Source organism: Aeromonas sp. 602200, assembly GCF_049173895.1.
Classification (GTDB): Bacteria; Pseudomonadota; Gammaproteobacteria; order Enterobacterales; family Aeromonadaceae; genus Aeromonas; species Aeromonas veronii_A.
Genome location: NZ_JAAKSL010000017.1, coordinates 17,760 through 32,310, shown reverse-complemented (window position 1 = coordinate 32,310; position 14,551 = coordinate 17,760). Strand labels below are relative to the sequence as shown.

Annotated in this window: 14 protein-coding genes and 1 pseudogene; 5 read left to right on the top strand and 10 right to left on the bottom strand. The window is 59.4% G+C overall.

The features are described from left to right. Nucleotides 1–6 precede the first annotated feature (6 nt). Nucleotides 7–861: a carboxylate/amino acid/amine transporter gene (locus G5221_RS17570; protein WP_139741965.1), complete on the bottom strand. Its 855-nt coding sequence runs from the start codon at nucleotides 859–861 to the stop codon at nucleotides 7–9. A gap of 39 nt (nucleotides 862–900) precedes the next feature. Here G5221_RS17570 and G5221_RS17565 point away from each other — a divergent pair, with 39 nt between their 5' ends. After that, complete coding sequence (locus G5221_RS17565) at nucleotides 901–1,362, top strand: DUF6314 family protein (RefSeq protein ID WP_416035001.1); 462 nt, start codon at nucleotides 901–903, stop codon at nucleotides 1,360–1,362. Between the two features lie 123 nt (nucleotides 1,363–1,485). Here the strand turns inward: G5221_RS17565 and G5221_RS17560 are convergent, their stop codons facing one another. Both G5221_RS17560 and G5221_RS17555 read right to left on the bottom strand, forming a co-directional pair. Continuing rightward, complete coding sequence (locus G5221_RS17560; protein ID WP_005339236.1) at nucleotides 1,486–1,647, bottom strand: hypothetical protein; 162 nt, start codon at nucleotides 1,645–1,647, stop codon at nucleotides 1,486–1,488. Further along, on the bottom strand, nucleotides 1,632–2,531 hold the full coding sequence (locus G5221_RS17555; RefSeq protein WP_005355734.1) for a DMT family transporter: 900 nt from the start codon (nucleotides 2,529–2,531) through the stop codon (nucleotides 1,632–1,634). The genes G5221_RS17560 and G5221_RS17555 overlap by 16 nt, the downstream gene beginning before the upstream one ends. A gap of 91 nt (nucleotides 2,532–2,622) precedes the next feature. On the opposite strand from G5221_RS17555, the gene G5221_RS17550 reads away from it, so the two are divergent. Then, nucleotides 2,623–3,582, top strand: coding sequence for a LysR family transcriptional regulator (locus tag G5221_RS17550; protein WP_005339232.1), 960 nt, complete (start codon nucleotides 2,623–2,625; stop codon nucleotides 3,580–3,582). On the opposite strand, the gene trpS is transcribed toward G5221_RS17550, so the two are convergent. Both trpS and G5221_RS17540 read right to left on the bottom strand, forming a co-directional pair. Beyond that, a complete protein-coding gene (trpS, locus tag G5221_RS17545) occupies nucleotides 3,561–4,574 on the bottom strand; it encodes a tryptophan--tRNA ligase (RefSeq protein WP_421263638.1) in 1,014 nt (337 codons plus the stop codon). The genes G5221_RS17550 and trpS overlap by 22 nt on opposite strands. Before the next feature lie 192 nt (nucleotides 4,575–4,766). Continuing rightward, nucleotides 4,767–5,204, bottom strand: a complete 438-nt coding sequence (locus G5221_RS17540; protein WP_005339229.1) for a universal stress protein — start codon at nucleotides 5,202–5,204, stop codon at nucleotides 4,767–4,769. 401 nt (nucleotides 5,205–5,605) lie between these two features. Between G5221_RS17540 and fabV the strand changes: the two genes are divergently transcribed. The 3 genes from fabV to G5221_RS17525 all read left to right on the top strand — a co-directional run bounded on the left by fabV (nucleotide 5,606) and on the right by G5221_RS17525 (nucleotide 8,745). Further along, nucleotides 5,606–6,793, top strand: coding sequence for an enoyl-ACP reductase FabV (gene fabV / locus G5221_RS17535; RefSeq protein ID WP_421263637.1), 1,188 nt, complete (start codon nucleotides 5,606–5,608; stop codon nucleotides 6,791–6,793). A gap of 92 nt (nucleotides 6,794–6,885) precedes the next feature. Next, nucleotides 6,886–7,410 carry a non-heme ferritin gene (gene ftnA / locus G5221_RS17530; RefSeq protein ID WP_005339225.1) on the top strand — a complete coding sequence of 175 codons (525 nt, stop codon included), beginning with the start codon at nucleotides 6,886–6,888 and terminating at the stop codon, nucleotides 7,408–7,410. Nucleotides 7,411–7,560: 150 nt separating this feature from the next. Next, a complete protein-coding gene (locus G5221_RS17525) occupies nucleotides 7,561–8,745 on the top strand; it encodes an NAD(P)/FAD-dependent oxidoreductase (protein WP_421263636.1) in 1,185 nt (394 codons plus the stop codon). Between the two features lie 75 nt (nucleotides 8,746–8,820). On the opposite strand, the pseudogene G5221_RS17520 reads toward G5221_RS17525, so the two are convergent. From G5221_RS17520 to G5221_RS17500, 5 genes and pseudogenes are all read right to left on the bottom strand, one after another. After that, nucleotides 8,821–8,942, bottom strand: a pseudogene (locus G5221_RS17520) (MFS transporter); the annotation flags it as partial. An 81-nt stretch (nucleotides 8,943–9,023) separates the two neighbouring features. Beyond that, nucleotides 9,024–9,698, bottom strand: coding sequence for a fimbrial biogenesis chaperone (locus G5221_RS17515; protein ID WP_323911218.1), 675 nt, complete (start codon nucleotides 9,696–9,698; stop codon nucleotides 9,024–9,026). 14 nt (nucleotides 9,699–9,712) lie between these two features. Then, nucleotides 9,713–11,335 carry a hypothetical protein gene (locus G5221_RS17510; RefSeq protein ID WP_421209838.1) on the bottom strand — a complete coding sequence of 541 codons (1,623 nt, stop codon included), beginning with the start codon at nucleotides 11,333–11,335 and terminating at the stop codon, nucleotides 9,713–9,715. A gap of 2 nt (nucleotides 11,336–11,337) precedes the next feature. Continuing rightward, nucleotides 11,338–13,785 (bottom strand): CS1-pili formation C-terminal domain-containing protein, encoded by a 2,448-nt coding sequence (locus G5221_RS17505; RefSeq protein ID WP_421263635.1) that lies wholly within the window; start codon nucleotides 13,783–13,785, stop codon nucleotides 11,338–11,340. Nucleotides 13,786–13,865: 80 nt separating this feature from the next. Further along, a complete protein-coding gene (locus G5221_RS17500; RefSeq protein ID WP_421209842.1) occupies nucleotides 13,866–14,525 on the bottom strand; it encodes a fimbria/pilus periplasmic chaperone in 660 nt (219 codons plus the stop codon). Nucleotides 14,526–14,551: the final 26 nt, after the last annotated feature.

The window sequence follows — 14,551 nt, the reverse complement described above, 5'->3', positions numbered from 1 at the left end:
GTGAGGTCAGGGTTGGCCGCGCTTGTCACGCTGGCAGACCCAGAGCGAGGCCAGCATCAGCAGGCCGCCGATGGTTAGTCGGGTCAGGTCGGTATCCTTGCCCCAGAGCAGCAGATTGACCAGCAAGCCGGCCGGAATGAGCGCATTGTTCATGATGGCCAGCACCCCGCTGGTGACCAGTGTCGCCCCCTTGTTCCAGAGGAAGTAGCCTAGGCCGGAGGCACCCACCCCCAGCCAGAGCAGAATGCCCCACTGCAACCCTGACGTTGGGTATTGCGGCTTGCCCAGCAGCCACCAGGCGGGCAATGCGATCACCAGCGCTCCCAGATAGAAGCAGCCGAACACCGCCAGTTGCGGCGGTTGCTCCGCCTCCCGTGCCAGCAGTACCTTGTAGCCCACTTGACCCAGGGCGAAACAGAGGTTGGCCCCCTGCACCACCATAAATCCCAGCACATAGCTTTCGGTCAGGCCGTCGAAGCGGATGACGGCAGCCCCGAGCACCGCCAGCAGGGCGCCCCACAGATAGGTGGGCTTGAAGCGCCCTTCCAGCAGGTCGTGGAGCAGGGTGACGTAGATGGGGGTGAAGATGGTAAAGACCAGCACTTCCGGCACCGTCAGCAGCAGAAAGGAGTGGTAGTAGAAGAGATACATGATGCCGAGCTGGATGGCGCCCAGCGCCATCAGCTTGGCCGCCAGATCGGGGCGCAGCCAGCGGCGGCGCAGGAAGGGGAGAAACACCAGACTGGCGAGGGCGATGCGGGTCAGCACCGAGAAGTAGGCATCGACCTGACCAGCGAGGTAGACCCCGATCAGGCTGAAGGAGAATGACCAGAGCAGGGTGACCCCTATCAAGTAGTTCATGTGTTTGATTTATCGTCAGTTGTCAATTTTAAGGGGGCTATGATGGCCGAGATGGAAGCGGCAATCCAGCGTTTATGGGGGCGATTGCCACAGGTCGGAGCATTTTCCTTTACCGCCAGCAATGGCGAGGGGTCGGCGACCGACTGGAATGGTCGCGGCGAGGGGCGTGTGCAGGTGACCGATCATCAGGGTGGCTGGCTGTTTAATGAGCTGGGTCGCTACACCACGCCTCATGGCAGGGAGCTCGCCATGCATAACCGCTTCTGGTGGCAGCGCAGTGCGCGGGGGATCCGTCTCTCCCATCTGCGTTATCAAGCACCGGTCGAACTGTTCGAGCTGCTGCCGCAGGGGGATGGCCGCTGGCTGACCGCCGAGCCCCATCTGTGCGGGGCGGATCACTACAGTGCCGAGTTGACCGAGATCGACGGTGGTTTTCTGCTGAGCTGGCAGATCACCGGGCCGCGCAAGAACGAGCGACTCAGCTATCGCTATCTGATCTGATGTCGGCTGGCAGGCATAAAAAAACCGGCGCAGAGCGCCGGTAGCGGGGGACAAATCGGAGGTTTTTTAAAACAGTCCCAAAACAGGAGAGATAGACTCTCGTCACACATTCAGAGATGGACTTCAGGCATTCAGGGCATAGCTCAGCATGGCTTGCAGCTTGCTATCGAAGAACCAGGGCAGCAGTACCATCAGCAGGCCCAGGATCCCGGCCAGTCGCTGGCGATACTGCCAGCCGGCAATCAGTACCAGACCACCGCACAGTGTGGTCAGGATGCCTGACATAGGGAGACCTCGCGCTGCATGCGACGCTGTTGCGCCCACTGGTTCATGGCGACCGAGCCGAGGATCAGGGCCAGGGCCACGCCGGTGGTGGGGTGGATCTGCTCGCCGAGGAACAGGGCACCCAGCATCACGCCGAACAGCGGCACCAGATAGTTGCTGAAGGAGGCGAACGTCGGGCCGGCCTTCTGGATCAGGGCCATGTAGAGGAAGTAGACCAGACCGGTACAGAGGGTACCCAGCACGGTGATCGCGCTCAAGGCCTGGGTGCTCGGCAGGGTCAGGCTGCTGAGGTCAACCATGAAGGGGGCGACCAGCAGCAACTGGATTGCCGAGGAGATCAGGATATTGCGGGCGACCACGACCGGATGGTCCTTGGCGAAGCGCTTGATCATCAGCAGGCCGATGGCGAAGCAGCTGGCACCCAGCAGGATGGCCATGGCACCGAGCAGACCGGCGTTCATGCCCTGGGAGAGTTTCGGCCAGAACAGGGTGAGTACACCGGCAAAGCCGATGATCACGGAAAGCAGACCGGTTTTGGTGATTCTTTCACCAGAAATAAACAGCGGTGCAGCCAGAATGGTCACAAACGGGATACAACCCATGACTACGGCGGCGATGGCGCTATCCACATACTGTTGGCCCCAGGCGACCATGATGAAGGGGATGGTGGCATCCAGCAGGGCGATCAGCATATAGGTGCGCCACGGGGTGTGCTCACTCTTGAGCCGCATGAACAGGCAGAGCAGACCCAGGGTCAGGCTGCCGCACAAGGCACGACCGGCAGCCACCAGAATGGGGGGCAACTCGGCAACGGCCTGGTGCATGAAAATGAACTGGGAACCCCACAGCAGGCCAATGGCCAGCAGTAACAGATAGCTACGCATTTGAATCTCCGATGTATTAAGCCAGCGCATTCTAGGCAATCTGTTACTATGGTAAAAATGAATTGTTGGCATTTAACTATGGCTAATATCGATGGATAGCTCGCTCGCCCGTCTCGACCTCAACCTGCTCGCCGTATTCGACATGCTGATGCAGGAGCGCAACGTCACCCGTGCCGCCGAACGGCTGCATCTCTCCCAATCCACCGTCAGTCACGCCTTGGGGCGGCTGCGGGTGGCGCTGGATGACCCGCTGTTTGTGATGAGTCGGCGTGAGATGATGCCGACCGAGCGAGCCAAGGCGCTGGCCGGTCCGGTTCGCCAGGCGCTGGCGATGCTGGAGCAGGGATTGCGGCAGGCCAAGGGGTTTGATCCCGCCACTGCGCGGCGGATTTTCCGCATCGCCACCCCGGGTTCGGTAGAGCACGGGCTGGTGCCGGTGCTGGTGGAGAGGCTCCATCGGCAGGCCCCTCACTGTCGGCTGGAGGTGTGCGAGCTGGCCGACAGCAACTACGAGCGGGAGCTGGAGAAGGGGGAGCTGGATCTGGTGATCGGTTTCGCCGGGGCGAATCACCTCTCACCCCGCTTGTGGCGGGAGGAGTGGTTCAACAACCCGCTGGTCTGCCTGTCGCCACTCGGCAGCGAGTTGCCCGATGTACTGACGCCGGTTGAGCTGGTGAGCCGCCCCCACATCCACACCTCCAGCTGGGGTCACAGTCAGGCGATGGTGGAGCTCTGGCTGGCCCGTTTCGGGGTGGAGCGGGAGCTGGGCGTGCGGTTGCCGAGCTTTATGGCGGTGCCGCCGCTGATGGCGACCGGCCGCTATCTGGTGGTGGTGCCCGAGATGATCGGGCGCCACTTCTGCCGCTACTACCCGCTGCGGATGCACCAGCTCGACCCCGCCATCCCCATCGTCTACCTGATGGCGGGGCACCCGCTCACCGCCCACGACGAGGCGATAGGCTGGTTCAAGAGCCTGTTGCACCAGCTGGTGTTCGACCTCTACGGCGACGATGCGCTCGGGACTCCCGCTCAGCGGATGCTGGCGAAGTAGTCGAGCCCCATGGCGCTTTTCACCTCTGCCAAGACCTCATCGGTGATGATGCGAGCCTGCTCGGTGCCCTGATAGAGCAGCTCCAGCAGCATCTTCTTGTCGGCGATGGCCGCAGCACGGCGCTCCCGCATCGGGGCGAGCAGGGTTTGCAGGCAGTCATTGAGCACCTGTTTGCAGCGCATGTCCCCCAGTCCGCCTCGTCGGTAGTGGGCCTTCATCTCGGCGACCAGCGCCTTGTCGGGGTGGAAAGCATCGAGATAGGCGAACACCGTATTTCCCTCCACCTGACCCGGATCGCTCACCTTGAGGTGGTTGGGGTCGGTATACATGGCGAACACCGCCTGTTTGACCTCTTCCGCCGACATGCCCAGTTCTATGGTGTTGCCGAGGGATTTGGACATCTTGGCCTTGCCGTCGATGCCGGGCAGGCGGCCGGTGTCACTCAGGATCGGTTGGCACTCGGTCAGCACCTCTTTGCCTACCAGCGAGTTGAAGCGGCGGACGATTTCGTTGGTCTGCTCCAGCATCGGCAGCTGATCTTCCCCGACCGGCACGTGGCTGGCGCGAAAGCCGGTGATGTCGGCGGCCTGACTGACCGGATAGACCAGAAAACCGGCCGGCAGCGTGCGTTCGAACCCTTTCTGCTGGATCTCCGCCTTGACGGTGGGGTTGCGCTCCAGCCGGGCGACGCTGACCAGATTGAGGTAGTAGCATGTGAGCTCGGCGAGGGCGGGCAGGGCGCTTTGCAGACAGAAGGTGGTCTTGGCCGGGTCGAGGCCGACCGCCAGATAGTCGGCCATTACCTCCAGTACGTTGTCGGTCACCTTGGCCGGGTTGTGGCCGTTGTCGGTCAACGCCTGCAAGTCGGCGATCATCACGAATTGACGGTAGTGGTGCTGGGCTTCGACGCGCTGGCGCAGGGAGCCGACATAGTGGCCGATGTGCAGTTTGCCGGTGGGACGATCGCCAGTCAGGATAACGGGGTTGTGCATGTCACTCTCTCCAGTTGGGTGAGCCGGGAGGCGACAAAGGGATAAAAACAGTTGACCGCCTCTCGGCGGTCACGGTGTTTTCTTTGGGAAATTTACAATAGAAACGCGGTGCCGCCTGTTTAGGAGCAGCACCACCAGTAGTTGTGATTGAATGCGGTCATATTCATAGCAAATCAAACTACGCCGGTTTCATTACTTCTGCAAGGGGACGACCAGCAGATCGCAGGGCACCGTATTCATCAGCTGACGGGCGCTGGAGGTGAGCAGGCTCCAGAAGCTCTGGCGATGGCCGCACACCAGCAGGTCGATCTCGTACTCCTTGACCGCCTGATTGACCCGCTCGCTCAGATCGCCGCAGATCACCAGCTTCTTCTCGATGGGATAGTCCACCGAGGCCAGAAATGCCTCCAGCTTCTCTTTCGCTTCGGCGATCACCTGATCCTGCACGTTGTCGATATCGATATCGATCATCTCGGTGTAGAGATCCTTGAGGTCCACATCGACATGGATAACCGACAGCTTGGCGCCGTTGGAGCGGGCTCTGTCCACCGCCTTGTCGATCACCTTGCGGTTGTCTTCAGAGAGGTCGATCGCAGCCAGAATATGCTTGTAATAGGTTGTTCCACTCATGGGGGTTCTCCTTACCGATCCTTCAGCCCACTATACCAATCTCTGCTGAAACTAAAATGGTGCCTCAGGCACAGTTTTGGGATTTAAATGAGTTTAATGACGTGTGACACAGGGTCAGCCACTCAGTTATTAACCACTATTTGCCTATAAATTAAACAAGAGTTTGACGCCGGTCACACCCCTCGGCTTGCCGATCAGGGGGGAGAGGCATAGGATGGGCCCGTGCTTCGCAATGAACACAAAACAACAAAAAGCATCTGAATACCGCTTTGGGGAGCCACGTGCTCCCTTTTGTTTTTCTGCCTCAATTCCCGCTGATTTTCTGACTGATAGCGATCCGGCATCAAGTTAATCTCCTTCGATTTGGTTATGCTGTAGCCAGTTTCTTTGGAGGCCTTCCCATGATCATTCATCCCCAGATTCAAGGTTGTGTTGCCCGCAACTGTCACCCCATCGGCTGTCGCGCCGCCGTGCAGCAGCAGATCGAACGGATCAAGGCCGCTGGCCCGTTCAACGGCCCCAAGCGGGTGCTGGTGCTGGGGGCTTCCTCCGGGTTTGGACTGGCGTCGCGCATTGCACTCGCCTTCGGGGCTGGTGCCGACACCATCGGCATCTCCTTCGAGCGCGGCCCTTCCGACAAAGGATTGGGCAGCGCCGGTTGGTACAACAACATCTGGTTTCGCAAGGAGGCGGAGCAGGAGGGGCGTATCGCCATCAACCTGATTGGCGATGCCTTCTCCGATGGCATGCGCCAGCAGGCCATCGACACCATCCGCCAGCAGCTGGGGCAGGTGGATCTGGTGATCTATTCGCTCGCAAGCGGCATCCGGGTGCTGCCCGATGGCACGCAAGTGCGCTCGGTGCTCAAGACAACAGGCCAGCCATTTAGCGGCTGGGGGCTGGATCTGGAGCGCGATACCCTGGTGCAGCAGTCGCTGGCGCCAGCAACGCCGGAGGAGGTCCGCGATACCGTCACCGTGATGGGGGGCGAGGATTGGCAGCTCTGGATGCAGGCGTTGCAGCAGACCGATTGTCTTGCCCCCGGTGCGCAAACCGTCGCTTACTCCTATATCGGCCCGGAATCCACCTATCCCCTCTATCGGGATGGCACCATCGGTTATGCCAAGGAGCATCTGCACGCCACCGCCGAGACCATCAACCTGCAGCTGGCCGAGATTGGTGGTCACGCCTGGGTGTCGGTCTGCAAGGCGCTGGTGACCAAGGCGAGCGCCTATATCCCGGTGCTGCCGGTCTATCTCGGCCTGCTGATGGGGGTGATGAAGGAGCGTGGCGTCCATGAGGGCTGCATCGAGCAGATGCAGCGACTGTTCGCCGCCAAGATGTACGGGCCCAATGGGGTGGTGGCCGATGGTAACCGGCTGATCCGGATGGATGACCACGAGCTCGACCCGGCCATTCAGGCTGCCGTTTCGGCGCTCTGGCCCAAGGTGACGCCGGAGAATTTCCACGCGCTGGGGGACTTTGCAGGGCTGCGGCAGGATTTCATGCAGCTCAACGGCTTCGAGCTGCCGGGCGTCGATTATGCAGCGCCGGTGGATGTCGCCTCCCTTGGCGAGCTGACCCCCTGAGCTCAAAGAAACGGGATCTCCCTCTCGTTGGCGGGTTGATTCGCGGCGGGAGTGTGGCGACAATCGATACCAAATCACTGAGGAGAAACAAGATGCTGGCCCAAGCCATGATTGAGAAGTTGAACGAGCAGATTAACCTGGAGTTCTACTCCTCCAATCTCTATCTGCAGATGAGCGCCTGGTGCGAAGACAAGGGCTTTGAAGGGGCGGCGACCTTCCTGCGTCAGCACGCGGTCGAGGAGCGCCAGCACATGGAGCGTCTGTTCACCTACGTGAGCGAGACCGGCGCCATGCCCAAGCTGGGTGCCATCGATGCCCCTCCCCACGAGTTCAAGTCGCTGGGCGACGTGTTCCGTACCACCCTGGAGCACGAGTACCACATCACCAAGTGCATCAATGGTCTGGCCCACGTAGCCTTCACCACTCAGGACTACTCCACTTTCAACTTCCTGCAGTGGTATGTGGCCGAGCAGCATGAAGAGGAGAAGTTGTTCAAGAGCATCGTCGACCGTCTGGGTCTGGTGGGTGAAGATGGCAAAGGCCTCTACTTCATCGACAAGGAGCTGGCCGAACTGGCCAAGGGCGCCCCTGCCAGCATCATGGACAGCAACGCCTGATAGTCGTGGACACTTAGTGTTCAGCCAGTACAATAACGGCCCTTTTAAGGGCCGTTGTTTATTCTGGTGGGCAGCCACTATGGTTCTGTTCCGCCAGAGGCAATCTCGGTTCTGGCCAGGTGCCGTTTCTATTTTGATAAGTGAGTGATGATGAAGCAGGTCGATGTGGTGGTGATCGGGGCCGGTGCGGCCGGATTGATGTGTGCGGCGCAGGCGGGCTACCGTGGCCGCTCCGTGCTGGTGCTCGACAACGCCAAGAAGCCGGGCCGCAAAATCCTCATCAGTGGCGGTGGCCGCTGCAACTTCACCAACCATCAGGCGGGCGCTCACGCCTACCTGTCGGAGAATCCCCACTTCAGCAAGTCGGCGCTGGCCCGCTACACCCAGCAGGACTTTATCGATCTGGTGGATCGCCACGGGGTCAACTATCACGAACGCACCCTGGGGCAGCTGTTTTGTCTCGAGAGCGCCAAGGATATCGTCGATGTGTTGCTCACCGAGTGCGACTGGGCCGGGGTGACCCTGCAGTTCCAGACCGAAATCCTCACCGTCAGCAAGCAGGACGAAGGCTTTGTGTTGACCACCAGCAAGGGTGAGATCGGCTGCCACTCGCTGGTGGTGGCGACCGGCGGTCTCTCCATGCCCAAGCTGGGCGCGACTCCGTATGGCTTCAAGCTGGCGGAGCAGTTCGGTCTCAAGGTGCTGCCGACCCGCGCAGGTCTGGTGCCCTTTACCCTCCATCAGGCAGAGAAAGAGGCGTTCGCCGATCTGGCGGGCATCAGCCTGCCGGTGGCGGTGACCGCCGAGGATGGCACCTGCTTCAAGGAGGCGATGCTGTTCACCCATCGCGGCCTCTCCGGCCCCGTCATCCTGCAGATCTCCTCCTACTGGCATGCCGGCGAGAAGATCCACATCAACCTGCTGCCGGAGCTGGATATTCCGGCCGCCCTGCGCGAGTGGGCGCAGGCGCACCCCGCGCAGGAGCTGAAAACCGTGCTGGGGCGCGAGCTGCCCAAGCGTTTCGTCGACAAGCTGGTAGAGCTGGGCCAGCTGGTCAGCAAGCCGATGCGCCAGTACAACGAGCGGGAACTTGAAGCAGTGGCCAATCTTCTGGATGACTGGCAGATCCTGCCCAACGGTACCGAGGGGTATCGCACCGCCGAAGTGACCCTGGGCGGCGTCGATACCAACGAGCTCTCCTCCAAGACCATGGAAGCGCGCAAGGTACCGGGCCTCTACTTCATCGGCGAAGTTGTGGACGTGACCGGCTGGCTCGGAGGTTACAACTTCCAGTGGGCCTGGTCCTCCGGTTGGGTAGCTGGCCAGTACTGCTGAGCTGCCCTTGTTCTCATCCACTTCAGATGCGGCCTCTCAGGCCGCGTTTTTTATGGTCGGCATTCCTCGCGGGCGATCCACTAGCCAGCCCAGAAGGGCCGCCCCTATACCCCCATGCTGAAGGCGAAACCGAACAAGAGGCCAGAGATGGTGCTGACCTTGCCGGGGACCAGATCCTAGGCATAGACCAGGATGGAGATCCAGATCACCCGCTTGCGACCCTCTCCTCCTGAACCTTGAAGGGTGGCAGGACCCCGGGCACCCGGTGCCGGGCGCCTCTAGTCTGGCCAGCACTCCTTGCCAACCTGGATGAATCTGGATTGATAGACGATCAGCTTCTGATTGCCCGGCTGACCGATCCTGGAGTTGTGATAGGTCTCGCCGGGCAGCAGGTACTTGCTGTCGGCCTCGCTGTCCGCCTGCTGACAACCCTGTTTGACCATGAACTCGAAGTAGGTATTGCCGGTATTGGTGATGCTGCCCTTTGCCGGATCCAGCTGGTATTCAAAACGTGACTGACGCGGGCGCACGACCAAGATGGATTGCAGAGCCAGCTTCACCTCTACGGTTCCCCGGCGCTGCGCCTGACCGCCTTCATCCACCTGGGCTGCCGGCGACTCGGTGAAGGTTATGCGATAGTAACGCTCCTGGCTATCCGCCGGTCCCTTGTAGTAGAGCTTGACGTTCTGTGCCTGCCTGCCGTGCAGCGTGAAGCGCTTGGGGGCAAACAACAGCTCACCGGGTATGGTGGGCACCGCGCGCCCTCTGGCCGTGGGATCGCTGATCTTCTCCATCTGCACTTCGTACACCTTGGGTGCGCCACTGTTGTTGGTCACGGTACGCGTGGTGAACTCTTCCTTCTGGTCCATGGCAACCGTCATCGCCCCGATGTCGATGGCCGTGGCCTGTGAGGCAAAGAGGCTGGCCAGCAAGGGCCAAAGAAGACGATGCATGTTGTGCTCCATTCTCAGCGCCAGGTTCCCTTGATGTTAATGGTGCCGCTTTGCTCTACCGCACCCTCCCACATCTCATCGTTGACGGTGCGCTGTACCCTGGGATCGGTCAGGTCAAATTCCAGCGTCAGTTGATAGAACCGCGTAATGCCTTTGCCGTTGATCGGATCGTTCCATTCCTGCGGTGGCTGGCTGTCTTGTATGCCCAATGCGCGAATATCTACCGGGGTCCGATCACAGCGAATGGCATGTCGGGAGGCGGCACCATGCGTCGCCGAATCGAATACCAGCCTGGTCGGTATTGGTACGGCCTGTTCGGAGGTGAACGTTCCGGTAGGATAAAAAGTGCAATACCCCTGGTAAGGGGCACCCTTATCCTGTGATATGGAGATCTCAAGCAGATCGGCACTGATGGGGCCACTATCCGAAATATTGTATGGGAAGCTCAATACATCTTTACCGACGCTGCCTTCCCTGTAAGGATTGGTTACTCCATCCGAAGATAGGATCGAGACGCTGAAATCCCGTGGTTTGATATGAATCTCAGTTGTACCGCTGAACTCATAATATCCACTCTCTGGAGCATATCCGTTTTTCATATTGAAGTTGATCAGGCTGCGAGTGAGCTGCTCTTGTAAACCCAGTCTCACGACCTGCTTGAAAAAGTTGCTAGACAAGAAAAGGTAGACAGACTGTTGCCCCCTTAAGTAACTGATATTGTAACGAGAACCCTTATTTGCCCAGTTCTTTAGATCTGCGCTCATTTGCAGGTCGGCTGTGCCTATGGCGCTATTTAGCGAGCTGTTTTTAACATTGGTATACATATAAGGCTCGCTATAGCTCTGGCTACCATCTTCATTGAAATTGTAATCAAGAAATCGACACAAAATACCGTCTCGAGTACCCAGCCTGTAGTTCTCGCAACCCTGTGAACCCGGCAATACGTAAGGTGTTCCATTGCTGTCTACGATCACCTCGCTAATTGCGTTGGTTTGTATGAAGCGTAAATGTCCGGCCTTCTTGTGCTGCATGTTCCTCACATACCAATTACCGCTGTTCTGATCGACACAGCGTTCTCCCGCAGCAGCATCATATTTGAGCGTGGTCCTGCACAGATTCATTTCCCTGTTCAGAATAGCCCCAACGGGCATTACCCGCAGATAGTCGAAGAAGCCTGGACTCAGCTTGCCATGGCCCCATCCAGCGGATGCCCCCATGAGCCCGAAAAAGCCGAGATCATCGACAACGGCCGGCTTGTTGACTGCCTCTGCCGTGTCGGGATCGCAACGGGTATATGTCATGATGCACCGCTGGTTGACATAAGGTCGACGGATGGGGCCGTTCTCCCACATGTCGACGTTCCAGTTGTTGATATCGGTGTTGTACCCGTTATCAACGTACGCCAGACTCACCTGTCCATTTCCTTTGAGCGAGGTCCAGGCATTCGCACCGGTCAGTCGTGGATCCAGTGCATCGGTTGGCGCAACAAACAGGTTGTTGTCTTCCTGGTTTTCAATGAACAGGAAATTGCGAAGTGGTGCATTCGGCCAGACGGTTTTGGAGACAGCTGCACTGCCCTGCTGAGCCCAGCCAGTACCAAGCGCAATGACCAATAGCAGTCTGTGTGTGATTTTCATGATCAATATTTCCTCACCATGGCATAGGTGGGCAGTCCCTGGCAGGTTACGACTCCGACCCAGGCCGCGCCCGTGTGTCTTGCAAGATCCAGCTCGGCTTCACAGAAGTCACTCCCCTGGCGGAAGGTCAGCAAGGGATTGGCCTTGTCCACATCCAGAGAAAATTCGCCAGCGTCGTTAGTAACCGTGGTCCCGATATGGTTGTCAATGCGGGCGTTGGCCAGCAGTGAGCCATCCTCTGCCTTGAGTACGCCGAAGACAGTTACCATCTCCTTGACGCTATCGCTTGCATCCAGGGTGGCGACGTTGCCGGGGAACAGGGTGTAGCGCTGCTTGCCGGTATTGATGTCATAGCTGTCTTTCCCCGTCTTGCTGTTGAGCAGCTCAACCTCGTATTCCTGATATGGGGAGAGGGCGAGGAAGGTCTGTTCCCCTTGCAGGGGGTAGTCCTGCCCATTCACCTTGGCGATCATCTTCCCTTCACGGGCGATCCCGGTATTGATGATCAAGCCCGCACCCGAGGCACTCCGGCTCGATGCGGTCACGGCATTTTCCGTGGTGGCCAGGGCGCCCCGTGCAATGAGGTTGCCGTTGATGTCACCGCCATGGCCGCGGCCCAGCGTCATGGTGCCGCCCATGGCACTGTGCTCGAAACCCAGGGTGCCGGAGAGAGCCGTATTGTGCTCATCGCTGCCGTGCACCATGCGCGAGGCATTGAATGCCGCCAGATTGATGACGCCGTCCATGCGTTTCTGGTAGCTGAGGTTGGCCGTTGTCTGACCCTGTTCGTTGCTGCTCATGCCAAAGCTGAACAGGTTGTCGAACGGAATCGAATAATCCAGGGTGACACTCTTGTTACTGAAGCCATTGAGGGTGCCACTGTCACTCTGCAGGCTGGCGCGCAGCGACAGGTTGCCGTATCGACCCGCATAGAGGTGCTGGTAGTAGTCTGCATAGCTGCGATCGCTGTTCATCTGGCGATCGTGCTGGGTGTTGAAGGTCAGCTGACCCAGTCCGCTGATCCAGCCACCCAGGTTGAGCGTGATGCCGGCGGAGTAGAGCTCGGTATCGCCCACCATCAGGGTGCTGCCAGTCTTCAGCTTCTCCTGGCTGATCCACAAGGAGGCGTAGTCGTGGGCCTGCAGGGAGAGGCTGGAGGCCAATCGCCACGAACGATCCGAAGCCAGCATGCTTTGCAGCTGTGTGCCGAGGCGATCGGTGACCTGCCAGCTTGCGCGCGCCTCGCCTACCGCAGCTTCCTTGAAGGCATAGGTAGTGGTGGCTAGTTCAATGGTGCCCAGCGAACGCGCCAGCGATACGCCAAACAGGGGGGAATCGCCGCTGTTTTGGGTACCTTCCATCATGCCTCCCCACCATTGCCAGCCCCACTCCTTGGTAAAACCGAGGTTGCCGCCGAGCTTGGTGACACGCTGTGTCGTGGTGCTGGTCAGCCGTCCATCCACATGGACTTCGACCGTGACGTTGTAGACACCGTTGGGGAAAGCAGAGGTATCAAGGCTCTGGTTGCCGATAGCCAGGTTTTGCAGGCCGATCAGGCGTCCATCCCTATAGACTCTGGCCTCGCCATTGGCGGGCATGAAAACTTGTACCGGCGTGGTCGATTCGTTGGCCGTCTGTTTGCGAGACTGCGCCTGGTTGCCATAGGACGCCCCGTAGATGCGGCCCGTGGTCAGGCCCGTCACCACCCCCAGGGTCTGCAGGTCCCACGTTGACACCATGCCTGCCGCGATGCGGCGATCATCGAGATCCCGTTCGTACATGGCGCGGTAGATATCTCCGGTCTGCTCAGGCTTACCCAGATTGTAAAGGGAGGCGTCCATGGCGACATGATGGGCACCTAGCCCGACGGTGCTGTCCAGTTGCAGGAAATTGGAGTCGCTGTGACCGCTTTGCGGGTTGCTGATGAAGGAGTAGCCCAAGTTGTAGCGATGCACCCCCGTCAAGGTATCGACCGTCGGGGTCAATGCCACCCGGTTGTCTGGCTGCTTGGCCTGGCCAAATGCTTCTCGCGAGACCCTAATGGTCAACAGCATGGCTACGAGGTCCAGCTGCATGCTCGCATTGGCATCGAGCCGCAGGCTGCCATCTGCAGAAAAGGTGCGTTGCTGTTTGCTGGAGAGCATGGCAGTGAGGGCGTCGTTTAGCAGTCCTTGCTGCTGGCCGGCACTGAAATCAAGGTGCAGCAAATGCAGTTTGCCGTCCTGGAGCAAAAGGGTGGCGTTGCCGATGGAGCCATCGGTCAGGGTGTCGATCCGATTGTCCTCATCCGTGTATTGGAGGCGCACCGGCACCGCCAGCCCCTCTTCCAGTGCACTAGCAAAGCTGGCGGGAATGATGACGTTGGCGATCCTGAGGGGGGCTGTGGCGCTGGCCGGGGCTGACAGCACGATCAGCCATGAGAGTGGCAACAGCCAGGCTTTCTTCAACATATCGAGCACCATGGTTCCAGATGTCGGCAACGGGGCCTCGTCACCCTGCGAGGGGCGAGGACAGTACCGGTAAAAAGAGGTTATTTGACGATGACGAATTCCTGACCCAGCCACAGGCCCAAGTGGCTCTTTTTGTCATGCATGTCGACCTGCTTGAACCGGCGCTGCTTGCCCGGTAGGTCGTAGTAGGTCTCCTTGCACAACTCCTGGCTTTTCAGGCAGGGGCCGTACGCCACGGTGCGGTAGGAGGCATTGCCCTTGTTGGTCAGGGTGTCGCCCTTCAGGTCGTAGGAAAATCGCTGCTGGCGCGGCGTCACCACCAGGATTGTGCCTATCTGGGCCGAGGTGGTGGCGACCGCCTGCCGACGTTCGCTACGCTGATCGTCTGCGGAGAGGGCGGTGTCCAGCCAGCGGATGCGGTAGTAACGCTCCTTGTCATCTTGTGGGCCCTTGTAAAAGAACCTCACGTTATTTTTGGCATTGGCGGGCAGCATCATCCGGCTGGGCGACAGCATCAGTTCACCGCTCACCTCCATGGGGATCTCCCGTCCCCCCTCTTCCGGGGAGGAGATGCGCGTGACCGTGACCGTGACCAGCCTGGCCTGGTCGCTGCCATTTTCGATCTGCTTGGCGACTTCCTGGCTGTCTGCGTCGATGAAGGTGGTCACGGCGCCGACATTGATTGCCTGGCTGATGCCGGGAATGAGCAGCAACCATATGGCTATGATTTTCAGATTCATGGGATGTCTCGAGAGTAAAAAGGGCC

Coding starts and splice junctions, on each gene's coding strand:
- G5221_RS17570 (WP_139741965.1), bottom strand. CDS start 861: ATGAACTACTTGATAGGGGTCACCCTGCTCTGGTCATTCTCCTTCAGC.
- G5221_RS17565 (WP_416035001.1), top strand. CDS start 901: ATGATGGCCGAGATGGAAGCGGCAATCCAGCGTTTATGGGGGCGATTG.
- G5221_RS17560 (WP_005339236.1), bottom strand. CDS start 1,647: ATGTCAGGCATCCTGACCACACTGTGCGGTGGTCTGGTACTGATTGCC.
- G5221_RS17555 (WP_005355734.1), bottom strand. CDS start 2,531: ATGCGTAGCTATCTGTTACTGCTGGCCATTGGCCTGCTGTGGGGTTCC.
- G5221_RS17550 (WP_005339232.1), top strand. CDS start 2,623: ATGGATAGCTCGCTCGCCCGTCTCGACCTCAACCTGCTCGCCGTATTC.
- trpS (WP_421263638.1), bottom strand. CDS start 4,574: ATGCACAACCCCGTTATCCTGACTGGCGATCGTCCCACCGGCAAACTG.
- G5221_RS17540 (WP_005339229.1), bottom strand. CDS start 5,204: ATGAGTGGAACAACCTATTACAAGCATATTCTGGCTGCGATCGACCTC.
- fabV (WP_421263637.1), top strand. CDS start 5,606: ATGATCATTCATCCCCAGATTCAAGGTTGTGTTGCCCGCAACTGTCAC.
- ftnA (WP_005339225.1), top strand. CDS start 6,886: ATGCTGGCCCAAGCCATGATTGAGAAGTTGAACGAGCAGATTAACCTG.
- G5221_RS17525 (WP_421263636.1), top strand. CDS start 7,561: ATGAAGCAGGTCGATGTGGTGGTGATCGGGGCCGGTGCGGCCGGATTG.
- G5221_RS17515 (WP_323911218.1), bottom strand. CDS start 9,698: ATGCATCGTCTTCTTTGGCCCTTGCTGGCCAGCCTCTTTGCCTCACAG.
- G5221_RS17510 (WP_421209838.1), bottom strand. CDS start 11,335: ATGAAAATCACACACAGACTGCTATTGGTCATTGCGCTTGGTACTGGC.
- G5221_RS17505 (WP_421263635.1), bottom strand. CDS start 13,785: ATGTTGAAGAAAGCCTGGCTGTTGCCACTCTCATGGCTGATCGTGCTG.
- G5221_RS17500 (WP_421209842.1), bottom strand. CDS start 14,525: ATGAATCTGAAAATCATAGCCATATGGTTGCTGCTCATTCCCGGCATC.